Source organism: Bradyrhizobium cedriense (assembly GCF_054602315.1).
The window spans coordinates 244593-260000 of the sequence record NZ_JBTSWB010000005.1; the positions used below are offsets into that span (position 1 = coordinate 244593).

Annotated in this window: 14 protein-coding genes; 8 read left to right on the forward strand and 6 right to left on the reverse strand. The window is 64.4% G+C overall.

The features are described 5' to 3' along the window. Positions 1–139 precede the first annotated feature (139 nt). From ACYCVF_RS22395 to ACYCVF_RS22410, 4 genes are all read right to left on the reverse strand, one after another. Positions 140–2011 carry an AMP-binding protein gene (locus ACYCVF_RS22395; RefSeq protein WP_459600337.1) on the reverse strand — a complete coding sequence of 624 codons (1872 nt, stop codon included), beginning with the start codon at positions 2009–2011 and terminating at the stop codon, positions 140–142. A gap of 44 nt (positions 2012–2055) precedes the next feature. Beyond that, the gene (locus ACYCVF_RS22400) at positions 2056–2862 is read right to left on the reverse strand and encodes an enoyl-CoA hydratase/isomerase family protein (RefSeq protein WP_459600339.1); all 807 of its coding nucleotides are present in this window, start codon (positions 2860–2862) and stop codon (positions 2056–2058) included. Between the two features lie 217 nt (positions 2863–3079). Next, complete coding sequence (locus ACYCVF_RS22405) at positions 3080–3838, reverse strand: SDR family NAD(P)-dependent oxidoreductase (RefSeq protein ID WP_459606621.1); 759 nt, start codon at positions 3836–3838, stop codon at positions 3080–3082. A 51-nt stretch (positions 3839–3889) separates the two neighbouring features. After that, a complete protein-coding gene (locus ACYCVF_RS22410; protein ID WP_459606622.1) occupies positions 3890–4468 on the reverse strand; it encodes a TetR family transcriptional regulator in 579 nt (192 codons plus the stop codon). 234 nt (positions 4469–4702) lie between these two features. Between ACYCVF_RS22410 and ACYCVF_RS22415 the strand changes: the two genes are divergently transcribed. Next, complete coding sequence (locus ACYCVF_RS22415) at positions 4703–5875, forward strand: acetyl-CoA C-acetyltransferase (RefSeq protein ID WP_459600343.1); 1173 nt, start codon at positions 4703–4705, stop codon at positions 5873–5875. 117 nt (positions 5876–5992) lie between these two features. Further along, positions 5993–7537: an acyl-CoA synthetase gene (locus ACYCVF_RS22420; protein WP_459600345.1), complete on the forward strand. Its 1545-nt coding sequence runs from the start codon at positions 5993–5995 to the stop codon at positions 7535–7537. A 58-nt stretch (positions 7538–7595) separates the two neighbouring features. Here the strand turns inward: ACYCVF_RS22420 and ACYCVF_RS22425 are convergent, their stop codons facing one another. After that, complete coding sequence (locus tag ACYCVF_RS22425; protein ID WP_459600347.1) at positions 7596–8138, reverse strand: methylated-DNA--[protein]-cysteine S-methyltransferase; 543 nt, start codon at positions 8136–8138, stop codon at positions 7596–7598. A gap of 135 nt (positions 8139–8273) precedes the next feature. Here ACYCVF_RS22425 and ACYCVF_RS22430 point away from each other — a divergent pair, with 135 nt between their 5' ends. The 6 genes from ACYCVF_RS22430 (at position 8274) to ACYCVF_RS22455 (ending at position 14442) form a co-directional block, all read left to right on the forward strand. Continuing rightward, the gene (locus ACYCVF_RS22430) at positions 8274–9092 is read left to right on the forward strand and encodes an alpha/beta fold hydrolase (RefSeq protein WP_459600349.1); all 819 of its coding nucleotides are present in this window, start codon (positions 8274–8276) and stop codon (positions 9090–9092) included. A gap of 3 nt (positions 9093–9095) precedes the next feature. Further along, positions 9096–9908 (forward strand): alpha/beta fold hydrolase, encoded by an 813-nt coding sequence (locus ACYCVF_RS22435; protein ID WP_459606623.1) that lies wholly within the window; start codon positions 9096–9098, stop codon positions 9906–9908. A 167-nt stretch (positions 9909–10075) separates the two neighbouring features. Continuing rightward, positions 10076–10753 carry a GntR family transcriptional regulator gene (locus ACYCVF_RS22440; RefSeq protein ID WP_459600351.1) on the forward strand — a complete coding sequence of 226 codons (678 nt, stop codon included), beginning with the start codon at positions 10076–10078 and terminating at the stop codon, positions 10751–10753. A 154-nt stretch (positions 10754–10907) separates the two neighbouring features. After that, the gene (locus ACYCVF_RS22445) at positions 10908–11708 is read left to right on the forward strand and encodes a phytanoyl-CoA dioxygenase family protein (protein ID WP_459600353.1); all 801 of its coding nucleotides are present in this window, start codon (positions 10908–10910) and stop codon (positions 11706–11708) included. Between the two features lie 153 nt (positions 11709–11861). Further along, on the forward strand, positions 11862–13175 hold the full coding sequence (locus ACYCVF_RS22450; protein ID WP_459600355.1) for an NAD(P)H-dependent oxidoreductase: 1314 nt from the start codon (positions 11862–11864) through the stop codon (positions 13173–13175). 178 nt (positions 13176–13353) lie between these two features. Further along, positions 13354–14442 carry a TRAP transporter substrate-binding protein gene (locus ACYCVF_RS22455; RefSeq protein WP_459600356.1) on the forward strand — a complete coding sequence of 363 codons (1089 nt, stop codon included), beginning with the start codon at positions 13354–13356 and terminating at the stop codon, positions 14440–14442. 147 nt (positions 14443–14589) lie between these two features. Here ACYCVF_RS22455 and ACYCVF_RS22460 read toward each other — a convergent pair whose 3' ends face one another. Then, positions 14590–15183, reverse strand: a complete 594-nt coding sequence (locus tag ACYCVF_RS22460) for a hypothetical protein (RefSeq protein WP_459600358.1) — start codon at positions 15181–15183, stop codon at positions 14590–14592. Positions 15184–15408: the final 225 nt, after the last annotated feature.

A 15408-nucleotide genomic window follows, 5' to 3' on the forward strand; every position in this document is an offset into this window, starting at 1 on the left:
TTCATCGTAACCATTGATGCCGTCATTCCGGGGCGCCGCGTAGCGGCGAGCCCGGAATCCATTTCTCCAGGCGTATGCGGCCTGATGGATTCCGGGTTCGCGCTGCGCGCGCCCCGGAATGACGATTGGCGAGATTTATTCATCGCAGCACGATCACATCCTCGTCCGGTCTGTCGGCATAGAGCCGCTCCACCAGCGCGGTGCGGCGCTCGAGGCCGGCGCGCTGGTTGATGTAGCCCTTGTCGGTGAGCTCGTTGCCGTCGATCGAGGGCGGCTCGACCATCAGCATCGCGCGCGCGACGATGCGGCTGCTGGCGCCTTCGCATTCCTTGTTATGTGCTTCCAGCCCGCGCCTGAAGCAGGCGACGATCTCGGGGTGCTTCACCGCTTCGGCAAAGCTCAGATCGGGATTGCCGACGAGCTGGCGGCAGGCATGCAAATTGGGCCAGGCGAGCAAACCGATGAAGGCGCGATCCTGCCCGGCCACCAGCGCGTCATGCACGACGGGCGTTGCGGCTGCGATTGCATCGGTGCGCAGCGAGCCGACATGAACGAAAGTACCGGTGGTGAGCTTGAAGTCCTCCACCACGCGCCCGGCGAAAATGATACCCTGCACGGGGTCAGTGTCGTCGACGAAGATTCCGGCATCACCAATGCAGTAATAGCCTTCCTCGTCGAACATCTTCTTCGTCAGCTCCGGCTGGCCGAAATAGCCGGGCGTGACGTTGACGCCGCGCAGGCGCAGTTCGTATTTCGAGCCGCACGGCACCATCTTCAATTCGACGCCGGGGAACGGCAGGCCGATCAGGCCGACGCGCTCGGTGTCCCAATAGGTGCCGGTCGAGGTCGGCGCGGTCTCGGTCGAGCCCCAGCCGGTGTAGAACACGATGCGCTCGCCGGTGGTCTTCACCGCCAGCGCCTGCATGCGGTCGTAGAGATCGTCCGGCAACCGCGCGCCGCCATAGGCCATGATCGAGAGATTCTTGAAGAAGGAGCGGCACAGCGCATCGTCCTTCTCCATCGCCGCCGCCAGCGCGGCGTAGCCGGCCGGGACGTTGGCGTAATAGGTCGGCGAGATCTCGCGCAAGTTCCGCAGCGTCTCCTCGAACTGGCCCGGCATCGGTCGGCCGTCGTCGATATAGAGTGTGCCGCCATCGACCAAGATCGGATGGAACGCCGCATTGCCGCCCATGGTGTGGTTCCAGGGCATCCAGTCCAGCATGGTCGAGATCGGCCCGCTCGGGTCGCGCGGACGGACCTGCATCATCATCGCCGCATTGGCGCACATCATCTCCTGCGTGTTGATGACGGCCTTGGGCATGCCGGTCGAGCCTGACGTGAACAGCAACTTGCCGACAGTCTGGGGCGTGATCTGTGCAATCGACGCCTCGACGTCGGCGGTCACCGGCGTTGCCGCGAGCTCGGCGAAGCCGACGCTCCTGATGCCGTCGCAGGGCCGCGCGACGTGAACCACGGTGACGCCGCTGAGGTCGAGCGCCTTCAGGGCCTTCTCGAAAGTCGGGCCGTCCTGCACCATCACCACGGCCGGCTTGATCAGGTCGAACAGATATTTCAGCTTGACGTGATCGTGGCTCATCAGCGAGTAGGCCGGTGAAACGGGAGCCGCTGGAGCGCGCGCTTGCATTGCGGCCTGCGTCATCAGCGCGTGCTCGATCGAATTGCCGGAGAGGATCGTGACCGGCCGACCGTTGAGCTCGAGGTCCAGCAGCGCCTGCGTCAGAGCGTCGACGGTGCGCTTGGCTTCGGCATAGGACACCTTGCGCCATTCACGATTCGGGCCGCTCCGCTGCGCCAGCCAGATGCGCTCCGGAGCTTCCTTCGCCCATTTCGCCAGCGAGGCCGGGATGTGCTTCTCGTAGGCCTGCAGCGGAATGCGCGACTTCAGCACCACCGTGCCGTCGCCGCGGCGCTCGACATCGATGTCGCGCTTGAGCCACTGAACCTTGCGAAAGGCGGGCTTCGTCATCACCGCCGCCGCGCTTCCACTCATTTTGCGTCTCCCGGAATTACTGTCCTTTTGCGGATCTTCGTCGTTCAGCGCTTGATATAGACAGGCTTTCGCTTCTCGAGGAAGGCCCTGATGCCTTCCGAAAACTCCTCCGAGCGGCTGCACAGGACCTGATTGCGATCCTCCATCGCGATCGCAGCTTCCAGCGACCCGGCATCGACGCTCATGTTGAGACATTCCTTTGACAACCTCAGCCCCACGGGCGAGGCCGTCATCATCGCGTCGACATAGGGCTCGGCCGCTTCGTCGAGCCTGTCCTCCTCAACGACTTCCGAGACGAGCCCGACCGCGAGCGCGCGCTCGGCGCCGAAGAAGCGCCCCGTGAGGATCAGTTCGGATGCGACGGAGACGCCGACCAGCCGCGGCAGAAAATAGCTGGTGCCGATGTCGCAGCCGCCGAGGCCGAGCTTGATGAAGGCACAGTTCATTCGCGCCGACCTGGTCGCGATCCGGATATCGGAGGCCAGCGCCAGCGCAAAGCCGCCGCCTGCCGCCGCGCCCTGCACCAGGGCCAGGATCGGCTGCGGACAACGCCGCATCAGCATCACGATGTCGGCGATGCGCCGCTGCGAGTCCAGGGATTCGGTAACGCCGGGCGGCTCTTGCTGGCCGGCACGGCGCTGCATCGCCGCCTTGAGATCGAGGCCCGCGCAGAAATTCTTGCCGGCCCCCTTCAACACAACGACGCGGGTATCGCGGTTGCGCTGCAGGCTTTGGAAGTAGACGTTCAGCGCATCGATCAGCGCAGGATCGAGCGCATTGAGGCTGTCAGGACGATTGAGCGTCACCCGATCGACGCCGTCGTCATGCTCGATCAGCAGCGGTTGGGACATGGTGCCTCATGCCTATCTGTGTCGCGGCGCCGATTGCTGCGCCCTCTCCCCCTTGTGGGAGAGGGCATGTACGCAACGAGCCAAGAACTCGCTTGGGTGAGGGGTCTGGCTCCGCAGAAAAACTCTTATGTGAATCGCGGACAAAAACCCCTCATCCGGCGCTCCGCGCCACCTTCTCCCGCGAGGGGAGAAGGGACAGCAGCGGAGCATGCCTCTATCAGCGCGGGGCCATGCGGATGGCGCCGTCGAGGCGGATGGTCTCGCCGTTGAGCATCGGGTTCTCGACGATGTGCACCGCGAGCATGCCGTATTCATTGGCATCGCCGAGACGCGACGGATGCGGCACCTGGGTACCCAGGCTCTTGCGAGCCTCTTCGTTCAACCCCATCAGCAGCGGCGTGAAGAACAGGCCGGGAGCAATGGTGTTGACGCGGATCTTCTGGCTGGCGAGGTCGCGCGCGGCCGGAAGCGTGAGGCCGACGACACCGCCCTTCGAGGCCGAATAGGCGATCTGGCCGATCTGGCCTTCGTAGGCAGCCACCGAAGCGGTGTTGATGATGACGCCCCGCTCTTCGCCGATGGGCTCCGCAGTGACCAGACGTTCGGCGAACAGACGCAGGCAGTTGAAGGTGCCGATCAAATTGACGTTGATGATGCGCGCGAACTTTTCCAGCGGGTAGACGCCGTCGCGGCCGACGATGCGCTGCGAGCCGCCGATGCCGGCGCAGTTCATCAGCACGCGGGCGACGCCGTGCGCGGCTTCCGCCTTGGCGATCGCGGCCTTGATCTGCTCCTCGCTGGTGACGTCGGCATGCAGCGCGACACCCTTCACCTCAGTGGCGACCTTCTCGGCGTTTTCCTTGCTCTGGTCGATCACGCCGATCTTGGCGCCCTTGGCAGCCATGGCGCGGGCGGTCGCGGCACCAAGGCCCGAACCACCGCCGGTGATGAGAACGGCTACGTCTTTCAACTGCATCGCTTGTACCTTTCCTTGGGCGTTTCTTCTCTGGACTTGGAGTTCGGCCGATTATCCGGCCGCGACAGCTTCCTCGACTTGCGTGAGGATGCCGCCGCAGATCAGCGTTTCCATGTGCTTGATGTATTGCCGGCAGACGTCATCGGTGACCGGGCCGACGCCGGTCGCGCGGGACATCGCGTGCCGGCCGAAGAACAGGTGATCGCATGCACCGATAAGGCTGGTGTAGAACAGCACCGGATCGGTCTGGCGGAATTCGCCGCGGCTCACGCCTTCGGCGAGCAGGCGACGGTGGAAGTCCAGCAGCGGCGCAACGAAGAATTTCGAGACTTCATCGGCGGAGCCCGCGCTGGTGTCGTGCAGCAGATAGTGGATCAGCCGGTTCATGTAGGGGAACCGGTGATAGGCGCGGATGATGCCGGCGATGTGCAGCTTCAGCTTCGCCGTCGACGTGATCGGCTGCGCCAGCAGATATTCGAGGTTGGACATCTCGGTCGCAGCATCCCGCGCGAGCAGCGCCAGCAAGAGGCCGTCCTTGTTGCCGAAGTGGTATTTGACCAGGGCAGCATTGGCACCCGACTTCTGCGCGATATCGGAGAGCGAGATCTCGACCGAGGACCGTTCGATCATCAGCTCGCTCGCGGCCACCAGCAATTTCTCTGCCGTGGAATTTTTCCCGCCGGGGAGCCTGTTCGGTACGCTGGTAGCCACGGAGATCCCTGTTTTCGCCGCTTGAAGCCGGCGCAGATAAGCTCAAGCAGCGCCTCATCACAAGAGTTAATTGATCGATTGACTAAACGATCTCCCGTCCCTTAAATCCGATCCTGACAACCAACCCAGTCAAGAATTCAGGGAGAAACCGACATGTCCGAGGCTTATATCGTCGCCGCTGCGCGCACTGCGGGCGGGCGCAAGGGGGGCCGTCTCGCCGGCTGGCATCCGGCCGATCTCGCCGCGAAGGTGCTGGACGAGCTGGTCGATCGCACCAAGGTCGATCCGGCGCAGGTCGAGGACGTGATCATGGGCTGCGTGATGCAGGTCGGCGAGCAGTCCAACAACGTCGCCCGTAACGCGATCATGGCGTCGAAGCTGCCGGAGAGCGTGCCGGGCACCTCGATCGACCGCCAGTGCGGCTCCTCGCAGCAGGCGCTGCACTTCGCCGCGCAAGCCGTGATGTCCGGTGCGATGGACGTCGTGATCGCGGCCGGCGTGGAATCGATGACGCGGGTTCCAATGGGCCTGTCCTCGCAGCTTCCCGCCAAGAACGGCTTTGGCAATTACAAGAGCCCCGGCATCGAGAAAAAATATCCGAACATCGTGTTCAGCCAGTTCACCGGCGCGGAGATGATGGCCGAGAAGTACGGCCTCTCCAAGGATCAGCTCGACGAATTTTCCTACAACAGCCATCAGCGCGCGATCGCTGCGACGCAGGCCGGTCACTTCAAGAACGAGATCGTGCCGCTCGAGATCACGCGCGCCGACGGCAGCAAGGACACCCACCACATCGACGAAGGCATCCGCTTCGACGTCAGCCTCGACGGCATCAAGGGCGTCAAGCTGATCGCCGAGAACGGCAGGCTCTCCGCCGCCAGCGCCAGCCAGATCTGCGACGGCGCTTCCGGCGTGATGGTCGTGAACGAGCGCGGCCTCAAGCAGCTCGGCGTCAAGCCGCTCGCGCGCATCCACCACATGACCATGACCGGCGGCGACCCCGTCATCATGCTGGACGCGCCGCTGCACGCCACCAAGCGCGCGCTGGAGAAGACCGGCATGAAGATCGGCGACATCGACCTGTTCGAGGTCAACGAGGCCTTCGCCTCGGTGCCGACCGCGTGGCTGAAGACCACCGGCGCAGATCCCGAGCGTCTCAACGTCAATGGCGGCGCCATCGCACTCGGTCACCCCCTCGGCGGCTCCGGCACCAAGCTGATGACCACGCTGGTCCACGCCCTGCACCAGCGCGGCAAGCGCTACGGCCTCCAGACCATGTGCGAAGGCGGCGGCATGGCCAACGTGACGATCGTCGAACGACTCTAAAAAAAACAAAAGCGAGCAGTGAGTGGCGAGTAGCGAATGGTGAGTAGGCGAAGAACGGTTTGCCCTTCTTCCCTATTCGCCACTCGCTACTCGCCATTCGCGTCTTGAGGAAACGCCATGACCCACCCCTCCATCCACGCCCGCGCCACGCCCGACAAGATCGCGTACCAGATGGCCGGCACCGGCAAGGCGATCACCTACCGCGAACTCGACGAGCTCTCGAACCAGGGCGCACATCTCTTCCGATCGCTCGGGTTGAAGGCCGGCGACCACATCGCTCTCCTGATGGAGAACCGCCTTGCCTTCATGGAGATCTGCTGGGCCGCACAGCGCAGCGGGCTCTACTACACAGCCATCAGCCGCTATCTCAAGCAGGACGAGATCGACTACATCATCAAGGACTGCGGCGCCAAGGTCGTCATCACCACGCCGAAATGCGCCGACCAGATCAAGAGCCTGATCAAGGGCTCGGCAGGCGAGCCGGTCTTCTACATGATGGACGAGCCGCTGCCCGGCTTCCGCTCCTACGACAAGGAAGCCTCTGCGCAGCCGACCACGCCGATCGCCGACGAGGTCGCCGGCTACGACATGCTGTATTCATCGGGAACCACCGGGCGGCCCAAGGGCATCAAGAAGGCGTTCGAGGGCAACGGGATCGACGTACCGAACGCCTTCCTGCGCGTGCTCTGCGCCGACATGTGCGGCATGAACGCCGAGAGCACATATCTCTCGCCGGCGCCGCTCTATCATGCCGCGCCCCTGCGCTTCAACATGATGGCGATCGTGCTCGGCGGCACCTCCATCATCATGGAGCATTTCGATGCCGAGGAATTCCTGAAGCTGGTCGAGACATACAAGGTCACGCAGTCGCAGCTGGTGCCGACCATGTTCGTGCGCATGCTGAAGCTGCCGGACGGGGTGCGCGCGAAGTACAATGTTTCGAGTCTGAAGGGCGCGATCCACGCCGCCGCGCCCTGCCCGGTCGACGTGAAAGCCAAGATGATCGAATGGTGGGGCCCGATCCTGATCGAGTATTATGCGGGCTCGGAAGGCAACGGCGTCACGGTCTGCAACTCGCAACAATGGCTGGAGCATCGCGGCAGCGTCGGCCGCGCGGTGGTTGGCAAGATCAAGATTCTGGACGAGAACGACGAAGAGCAGCCGACAGGCGAGATCGGCACGGTCTACTTCGCCGACGCGCCCGCCTTCACCTATCACAACGACCCCGAGAAGACGAAGAAGGCCTACAACGCCAAGGGCTGGTCGACGCTCGGGGACGTCGGCTACCTCGACAAGGACGGCTTCCTCTATCTCACCGACCGCAAGTCCTACATGATCATCTCGGGCGGGGTGAACATCTACCCTCAGGAGACCGAGGACGTGCTGATCACGCATCCTGATGTCGCAGACGTCGCGGTGTTCGGCGTGCCGAACGAGGAGATGGGCGAGGAGGTGAAGGCGGTGGTGCAGCCGCACGACATGAGCCGCGCCGGCAAGGCGCTGGAGGCGGATCTGATCGCCTACTGCAAGACCCGCCTCTCGGCCATCAAGTGCCCTCGCTCGATCGACTTCGAAGCCGAGCTGCCGCGCACGCCCACGGGCAAGCTGGTGAAGCGGCATCTGCGCGATCGCTACTGGCCGAAGGTGGCGGCGAAGATTTAGCAAAGACCTCGTGTCCCGACGCGGTGCACCGCGTCCGGAGCACGAGGCCCCGCTCGTCTCAATCGAACAAGCTCGGCGTGTGGTTCACCACCGCGCCTTCGATCTCGAGCATCTTCAGCTTCGTCACCACGCCGCCATTCGCCGAGAAGCCGCCGGGCTTGTTGCCGGCCGCCAGCACGCGATGGCAGGGCACCACGATCGGGCACGGGTTGCGGCCGAGCGCCTGGCCGACATCGCGCGACAGCTGGACGCCGCCGAGCTGCTTGGCGATGTCGCCATAGGTGACGGTCTTGCCGGGCGGGATGGTCCGGGCAAGGTCGTAGACGCCGCGGTTGAAGTCGGGCACGCCGTCGAGGTCGAGCGGGATGTCGGTGAGATCATCCGGCTCGCCCGCGAGCAGCTTGACGATTCGGTCGATCGCCTGCTGCACCTCGGCGGTCGGCTCCGCTTCGCTGGCATCGGCGTGGCGCTGCTGGATGCGGGTGCGGATCTTCTGCTCGCCGCCCATCGGCAATTGTGTGCCGTTGATGCCGCGCGGGCCCCAGGCGATGGCGCAGAGGCCGATCCGGGTGTCGAACAGGGCAAAATGCTGGTCGGTCATGACATGGTTCCTGGCTTGCGTCACGTTGCAGGCCCCCTCTTTGATCTCCTGCGAAATCTAGGCTTGGAAATAGTTGCGATCCACCCGGTTTCCGGGGATCTTGCACAGGAGTTCCAGCCCCTTGCGAGCCCCTGAATGCAAAGCCTCCACGTCAACGGATACGACATGCCCTATCTCGACGTGGGTGAAGACAGAGGCCGTCCGCCTCTGGTCTGCGTGCACGGCTCGCTCAACGACTTCCGCGTCTGGGGCTGCGTGCTCGGACCGCTGACGCAGCGACATCGGGTCATCGCCGTCAGCCTGCGGCACTTCTTCCCCGAGCGCTGGGACGGCCTTGGTGACACCTATTCGATCGCCCAGCATGTCGACGACGTGATCGCCTTCATCGACGAGCTCGATCTCGGACCGGTCGACTTGATGGGCCATTCCCGCGGCGGGCACATCTGCTTCCGCGTGGCGCAGCGAAGGCCGGATCTGCTGCGGAGGCTGATCCTGGCGGAGCCCGGCGGCGAGCTCGATGCGAGCCTCGATCCGGATTACGTCGGCGGCCCCTCGCCGCTGCTGGCGCGCTTCACCGCTTCCGCAGAGAAGATCGCGGCCGGCGATATCGATGGCGGCCTCACCGTTTTCGTCGACACGCTGGAGGGGCCCGGCACCTGGCCGCGACTGCCGGCGATGGTGAAGCAGAACCTGCGCGACAACGCCATGACGCTGATCGGCCAGGTCCGCGACAATCGCCCGCCGTTCTCGAAGGCGGATGCGGAGTCCATCAAGATGCCGACGCTGTTCATCCTGGGCGCCCGGACCAAAGGCCTGCTGCCGAAGGTACTGCACGCGCTCGCAGCGCATGTGCCCTATTCGAAGACGGCGATCATCCCGAACGCGACGCATCCGATGTTCGAGCAGGCGCCGCAGAAATATTCCGAAGTGGTGCTGGACTTCCTGGCGAGCTGACCCATGCAAAGCTTTCGCGTCAACGGTTACGACATGGCCTATCTCGAAGTCGGAAGCGGCCCCCCGCTGGTCTGCGTGCATGGCACGCTCGGGGATTTCCGCACCTGGTATTCGGTGTTCGGCCCGCTGTCGCAGTCCCATCGCGTGATCTCGGTCAGCCTGCGGCATTTCTTTCCCGAGCATTGGGACGCGGTCGGCGACGACTACAAGATGGCGCAGCATGTTGCCGACGTGATCGCTTTCATCGAGCAGGTTGAGCCTGCGCCGGTCGACCTGATGGGCCATTCGCGCGGCGGGCATATCGCCTTTCGCGTCGCGCAGGCGAGGCCTGATCTGTTGCGCAAGCTGGTGCTGGCGGAGCCCGGCGGCGATCTCGACGCATCCCTTCCCGTGCCGGAAGGCACGCCGGCGCATCCGCCGCTGGCGGCCCGCACCGTGCAATCGGTCGAGATGATCCGCTCCGGCGATATCGACGGCGCGGTACGAAATTTCTTCGAGGGCATCGAGGGAGAGAGTTCGTGGCGGCGCGTGCCTGCTGCGGCCAAGCAGCAACTGCGCGACAACGCCCTGACCTTGCTCGGCCAGATCGATGAGCAGCGCCGGCCCTACACGCTCAGCGACGCGCAGGCGATCAGGACGCCGACGCTCTTGATCGGCGGCGGCGCGACGACCGGTAGCCTATCGGTGATATGGCGCGTGCTGGCCGAACACATCGCAGGCGCGCAATCAGCGGTGATCGAGAATGCCGGCCACTGGATGTTCGAACAGGCGCCGGAGGAGTTCGGCCGGGTGGTGAACAGATTCCTGGCGGAGTAGGGGTGGGTGCTGCTTCACAAGCGCGAAAACAACCCCATGCACAGTAAGCCGCACCAATAGAATCAAAGGCTTACGATGGCCGACAACCGACGGCGTTGACGACCTCCCCTTCCCGCAGTACCGTCGAATACGGAATTCCGTATTCCCTAGCCTTCGGAGCTGCCGGCGTGATCCCTCTCGACCCGCTCCCGAACCTGATCGACCAGGTCTATGCGCGGATCCTGGAGGCGATCTCCGACCGCACGCTGCGGCCCGGCCAGCGCATCCGTCAGAACGAGCTCGCTGACAAGCTCGGCGTGTCGCGCCAGCCGGTTTCGCACGCGCTGCACCTGCTGCATCGCCAGGGCCTGGTCGCCGAAAGCGGCCGCCGCGGATTCGAAGTCACCCAGCTTGATCCCGCCCGCATCCGCCAGCTCTACGAGGTGCGCGGCGCCATCGACGCGCTGGCGGCCCGGCTCGCCGCAGCGCGTGCAGGCACCTACGCGGCCGGACGCGCACGGCTCGACGCTGCGCTTGCCGCGGGACGCCGCAGCGATCGCAACACGACGCTGGCCGAACTCATCGCGCTCGATGTCGACTTCCACCGCGCGATCTACCAGCTCGCCGGCAATCCCGCGATCGAGGAGACGATCGCACCGCAATGGCCGCATATGCGGCGCTCGATGGCGACGGTGCTGTCCGAGCTCGATTATCGCGACAGCGCCTGGGCGGAGCATGCGACGATTGCGGGGCACATTCTCGCCGGTGAGGCGAGCGCGGCCGAACGTGCGGCGCTGGCGCATGCGCAGACGGCGGGACGGATGACCGAGGAGAGATTGCGGGCGACGGACGAGGCGGCGGCGTAGCAACAAACACACTCGCCGTCATTCTGGGGCGCGCCAATGGGCGCGAGCCCGGAATCCATTGGGCGGCAGCGCCCGTGGACGAATGGATTCCGGGCTCGGACTTCGTCGCGCCCCGGAATGACGACAACAAAAAGCAAACCAAGGAGGACGACCCATGAGACTGTCACAGGAGCAATTGGAGTTCTTCAACCGCGAGGGCTGGCTGTTCCTGCCCGAATTGTTCAGCCAGGAGGAGGTCGACCTGCTCGCGCGCGAGGCAGTCGGCATCTACGACGCCAACCGGCCCGAAGTCTGGCGCGAGAAGAGCGGCGCGCCGCGCACGGCCTTTGCCGCGCATCTCTACAACGAGGCCTTCGGACTCCTCGGCGCGCATCCGCGCATGATCGAGCCGGTCGAGCAGGTGTTCGGCGAGCCCGTTTACATGCACCAGTTCAAGATCAACGCGAAATCGGCCTTCACAGGCGACGTCTGGCAGTGGCACCAGGATTATGGCACCTGGAAGCGCGACGACGGCATGCCGGAGCCGCGCGCGATGAACATCGCGATCTTCCTCGACGAGGTGATGCCGATCAACGGGCCCTTGATGCTGGTGCCGCGCAGCCAGAACGCCGGCGATCTCGAAGCTTCGCATGACCTCGCCACCACATCCTATCCGTTGTGGACACTGGACGAGGACACAGTCACGCGCCTCGTCAAACAGGGCGGCATCGTCGCACCGACCGGCAAGCCCGGTGGCATGTTGATGTTCCACGGCAATCTCGTGCACGGCTCGGCCGGCAACATCACGCCCTACCCGCGCAAGATCGTTTACCTGACGCTGAATGCGGTCTCGAACTACATCCGAAGCCCGACACGGCCTGACTACATCGCGCATCGCGATTTTGCGCCGATCAAGACGGTGGACGACGACGCGCTGCTGCGACTCGCCCGTGCACCGCGGCAGGCGGCGGAGTAAAAAGGTCTCGTGCCCCGGACGCAGCGCAGCACGAAGTGATGCGCTGCTGAGCCGGGGCCATGTCACACGCATTCTTTTCTCTGGGTCCCGGCTCTGCGGAGCAGCACTATGTGCTGCACCGCGTCCGGGACGAGATCATGATTGGAATCCCCCATGAATCTCTTCCGCCTCCTCCAGTCCCGCGCCAGCGCCGGCAAGCCGGTCCGCGTCGTGCTGATCGGCGCCGGCAAGTTCGGCTCGATGTTCCTGGCGCAGGTGCCGCACACGCCGGGGCTGGAGGTGCCTGTCATTGTCGACATCGACCGCGACCGCGCGCGCGAGGCCTGCCGCACCGTCGGCTGGGACGCAGACCGCATCGCCGCGACCACCTTCACCGACGACGGTGTGCGCGCCATCGCCGGTGGTGCCATGGACGTGGTGGTGGAGGCGACCGGCAACCCAGCCGTCGGCATCAAGCATGCACGCGCGGCGATCGCGGCGGGCAAGCATATCGTGATGGTGAATGTCGAGGCCGACGTGCTGGCAGGCCCCCTGCTCGCCGAGGAAGCGCGCAAGGCGGGCGTGGTCTATTCGCTCGCCTATGGCGACCAGCCGGCGCTGACGGCGGAGATGGTGGATTGGGCGCGGGCCACCGGCTTCCGCGTCGTCGCTGCCGGCAAAGGCACGAAATATCTGCCGGCCTATCACGACGTGACCCCCGATGGCGTCTGGCAGCATTACGGCCTGACTGCGGGCGAGGCGCAATCGGCCGGCATGAACCCGCAAATGTTCAACTCCTTTCTCGACGGCACCAAATCGGCGATCGAGATGGCGGCGATTGCGAATGCCTGCGGCCTCGACGTGCCTTCGGACGGCCTGCTGTTTCCGCCCTGCGGCGTCGACGACCTCCCGCACATCATGCGGCCGCGCTCGCGCGGCGGCGTGCTGGAGCGGTCCGGCGTCGTCGAGGTCGTCTCCTCGCTCGAGCGCGACGGCCGGCCGGTGTTTCGCGATCTGCGCTGGGGCGTCTATGTCGTGCTGGAGGCGCCGAACGATTATGCCGCCGATTGCTTCAGGCAATATGGCCTCAAGACTGACGCCAGCGGACGCTTCGCCGCCATGTACAAGCCCTATCATCTGATCGGGCTCGAGCTGAACATCTCGGTGTTGTCGGCCGCACTACGGGGCGAACCGACCGGACAGGCGATCGGCTTCCGCGGCGACGTCGCAGCGGTGGCCAAGCGCAATCTGCGCGCCGGGGAGATGCTCGACGGCGAAGGCGGCTATACGGTGTGGGGCAAGCTGGTACCGGCGGCCGCGAGCCTGAGGGCCGGCGCCTTGCCGATCGGGCTCGCACATCGCGTGAAGCTGAAGCGCGACGTCGCCCATGGCGCGATGGTGCGCTGGACCGACGTCGAGTTCGATGCGGGCAGCGAAGCGGTGAAAACGCGCAAGGCCATGGAAGCGGCCTTCGCAGCGCAGCATTAAGCTTCGGCAGCCGCACGACCAAAGTGCGCTTGATTTGCGGTTCCCCTTTGGTCATGCTGACCACGATCCGGGAATACTGAATTTCGGACATAAAGAAACGTCGGCCACCGGCGAAGACGAAAGCGGCGCCAAGACCGCGAGCCCTCGTCGAGGACTCGACAAAACAGGAGGGAAACGCATGGAACGTCGTAAATTCCTGACGGCAGGCGGATTGGGTCTGGCCGCAAGTGCCGTTGCTTCGCCGGCTATCGCGCAGTCGATGCCCGAGGTGAAATGGCGGCTGGCGGCGAGTTGGCCGAAGTCGCTCGATACGCTCTATGGCGGCTGCGAATATTTCTGCAAACGCGTCGCCGAGATCACCGACAACCGCTTTCAGATCCAGCCCTTTGCTGCCGGTGAAATCGTGCCGGGCCTGCAAGTGCTCGACGCCGTCTCGAACGGCACGGTCGAGATGGGCAACACTGCGCTCTATTACTACTGGGGCAAGAATCCGGCGTTCACCTTCGGCACGTCGCTGCCGTTCGGTCTCAACACGCGTCAGCACATCTCCTGGCTGTTGTGGAACGGCGGCCAGGACATGCTCAACGCTCTCCTGAAGGAGCACAATGCGATCGGCGTTCCCACAGGCTCGACCGGCGCGCAGATGGGCGGCTGGTTTCGCAAGGAGATCAAGACCGTCGACGATCTGAAGGGGCTGAAATTCCGCGTCGGCGGCTTCGCCGGCACCATCGTGTCGAAGCTTGGCGGCGTGCCGCAGCAGATCGCGGCCGGCGACATCTATCCGGCGCTGGAGAAGGGGACAATCGACGCGGCGGAGTGGGTCGGACCCTATGACGACGAGAAGCTCGGCTTCGTGAAGGTGGCGAAGTACTATTATTATCCGGGATGGTGGGAAGGCACCGGACAGGGCCACAACATCATGAACCTGGAGAAATGGAACGCGCTGCCGAAACACTATCAGGCAGCAATCTCGACGGCATCACTCGATACCTTCACCTGGGTGACCGGCAAGTACGATTCGGTCAATCCACCGGCCCTCAAGCGGCTGCTCGCTGCCGGCGCGATCCTCAAGCCCTTCCCCCAGGAGGTGCTCGAAGCCTGCTACGGTGCAGCCAACGAGATCTACGCCGATCTCGCCAAGAGCAACCCGCATTTCGGCAAGATGTATGCGAGCCTCACCGCGTTCCGCAGCGAGTCGCTCGCCTGGATGCAGGTGGCCGAGCTCAGCTTCGACACCTTCATGATGCGGATGCGGACGCGGACCTAGCCGCATCGCGGTCCGAAGCGCAAAACGACGAAAGCCCCGGAGATTTCTCCGGGGCTTTTGCGTTGGGCGTGGCGCGATCGAGTGGATGAATTACCGAAGGTAGCATCGCGCGGCTTGGTCGAGCCGGGACATGACAGGATCCGGTGATCAATTCTCCTCGTCGCCGAGCGCAGCGACCAGCTCGTCGTAATACTTGCCGACGAGATCGATGTTGCCCTTGTTCTCAACCTGGAGCGCCGGCGTCTTCAGCGCCTGATTGAGTTCGTCGAGGGCTTCCTTCTTGTCCTTGGCCGGCATCTTCTTGTCGGCCTGGATCTGCGCGATCTGCGCCTTGATCACGGCTTCGGGGCCGACATACTTCTTCGTCGCAGGATCGAAGCCCCCGAGCACCAGGCTGATGTTGTCGATGACGTTGTTGTAGTCGTCGTAGCTGGCAAAGCCGTGCTTCTTGGCGACCTCCTCGAGCTGGGCAATCACCTTCTGGTCGGGCGCAGCGTTCTCCGGGAGCTTCTCCGTGATCGCGTCGACGTCCTTTTGCGCAGCGAGGACGCCATCGAGCTGCTTGTCGGTCAGCGCGATCTGCTTCAGCGCGGGAGCTTGCTGCTGCGCGGGCGCGGATTGCTGTCCCGGGGCCTGTTGCTTGGCCTGCGCAAAGGCGGTGCCGGAGGAGGCGATCGATGCTGCGGACAGCAGGCACGCAACACCGAGCGCAGTGACGGCGGGACGAAGCAATGCGGTCATGGAAATCTCCTCGGATCTCTGGGTTGGCAAGGGCAGGCCGGGGATTCCGATTATCGGCGCCGACGTGAATGGCCCGTGAACTCGCACTTTCCGACGTTCAACTGAACGAGAGCGGGCCATGGACGCGGGGACGCGTTGGCCGGGCTCTGCGGCTCTCTAGCGTATGCTTGAACGCCGATCGTGACGGAAAGATGCGGAGACAACGGCCATCGTCGGCAAAAACAA

Excerpts from the sequence above, each read along its gene's own strand:
- ACYCVF_RS22395 (WP_459600337.1), bottom strand. The coding sequence starts at position 2,011 with ATGAGTGGAAGCGCGGCGGCGGTGATGACGAAGCCCGCCTTTCGCAAG.
- ACYCVF_RS22400 (WP_459600339.1), bottom strand. The coding sequence starts at position 2,862 with ATGTCCCAACCGCTGCTGATCGAGCATGACGACGGCGTCGATCGGGTG.
- ACYCVF_RS22405 (WP_459606621.1), bottom strand. The coding sequence starts at position 3,838 with ATGCAGTTGAAAGACGTAGCCGTTCTCATCACCGGCGGTGGTTCGGGC.
- ACYCVF_RS22410 (WP_459606622.1), bottom strand. The coding sequence starts at position 4,468 with ATGATCGAACGGTCCTCGGTCGAGATCTCGCTCTCCGATATCGCGCAG.
- ACYCVF_RS22415 (WP_459600343.1), top strand. The coding sequence starts at position 4,703 with ATGTCCGAGGCTTATATCGTCGCCGCTGCGCGCACTGCGGGCGGGCGC.
- ACYCVF_RS22420 (WP_459600345.1), top strand. The coding sequence starts at position 5,993 with ATGACCCACCCCTCCATCCACGCCCGCGCCACGCCCGACAAGATCGCG.
- ACYCVF_RS22425 (WP_459600347.1), bottom strand. The coding sequence starts at position 8,138 with ATGACCGACCAGCATTTTGCCCTGTTCGACACCCGGATCGGCCTCTGC.
- ACYCVF_RS22430 (WP_459600349.1), top strand. The coding sequence starts at position 8,274 with ATGCAAAGCCTCCACGTCAACGGATACGACATGCCCTATCTCGACGTG.
- ACYCVF_RS22435 (WP_459606623.1), top strand. The coding sequence starts at position 9,096 with ATGCAAAGCTTTCGCGTCAACGGTTACGACATGGCCTATCTCGAAGTC.
- ACYCVF_RS22445 (WP_459600353.1), top strand. The coding sequence starts at position 10,908 with ATGAGACTGTCACAGGAGCAATTGGAGTTCTTCAACCGCGAGGGCTGG.
- ACYCVF_RS22450 (WP_459600355.1), top strand. The coding sequence starts at position 11,862 with ATGAATCTCTTCCGCCTCCTCCAGTCCCGCGCCAGCGCCGGCAAGCCG.
- ACYCVF_RS22455 (WP_459600356.1), top strand. The coding sequence starts at position 13,354 with ATGGAACGTCGTAAATTCCTGACGGCAGGCGGATTGGGTCTGGCCGCA.
- ACYCVF_RS22460 (WP_459600358.1), bottom strand. The coding sequence starts at position 15,183 with ATGACCGCATTGCTTCGTCCCGCCGTCACTGCGCTCGGTGTTGCGTGC.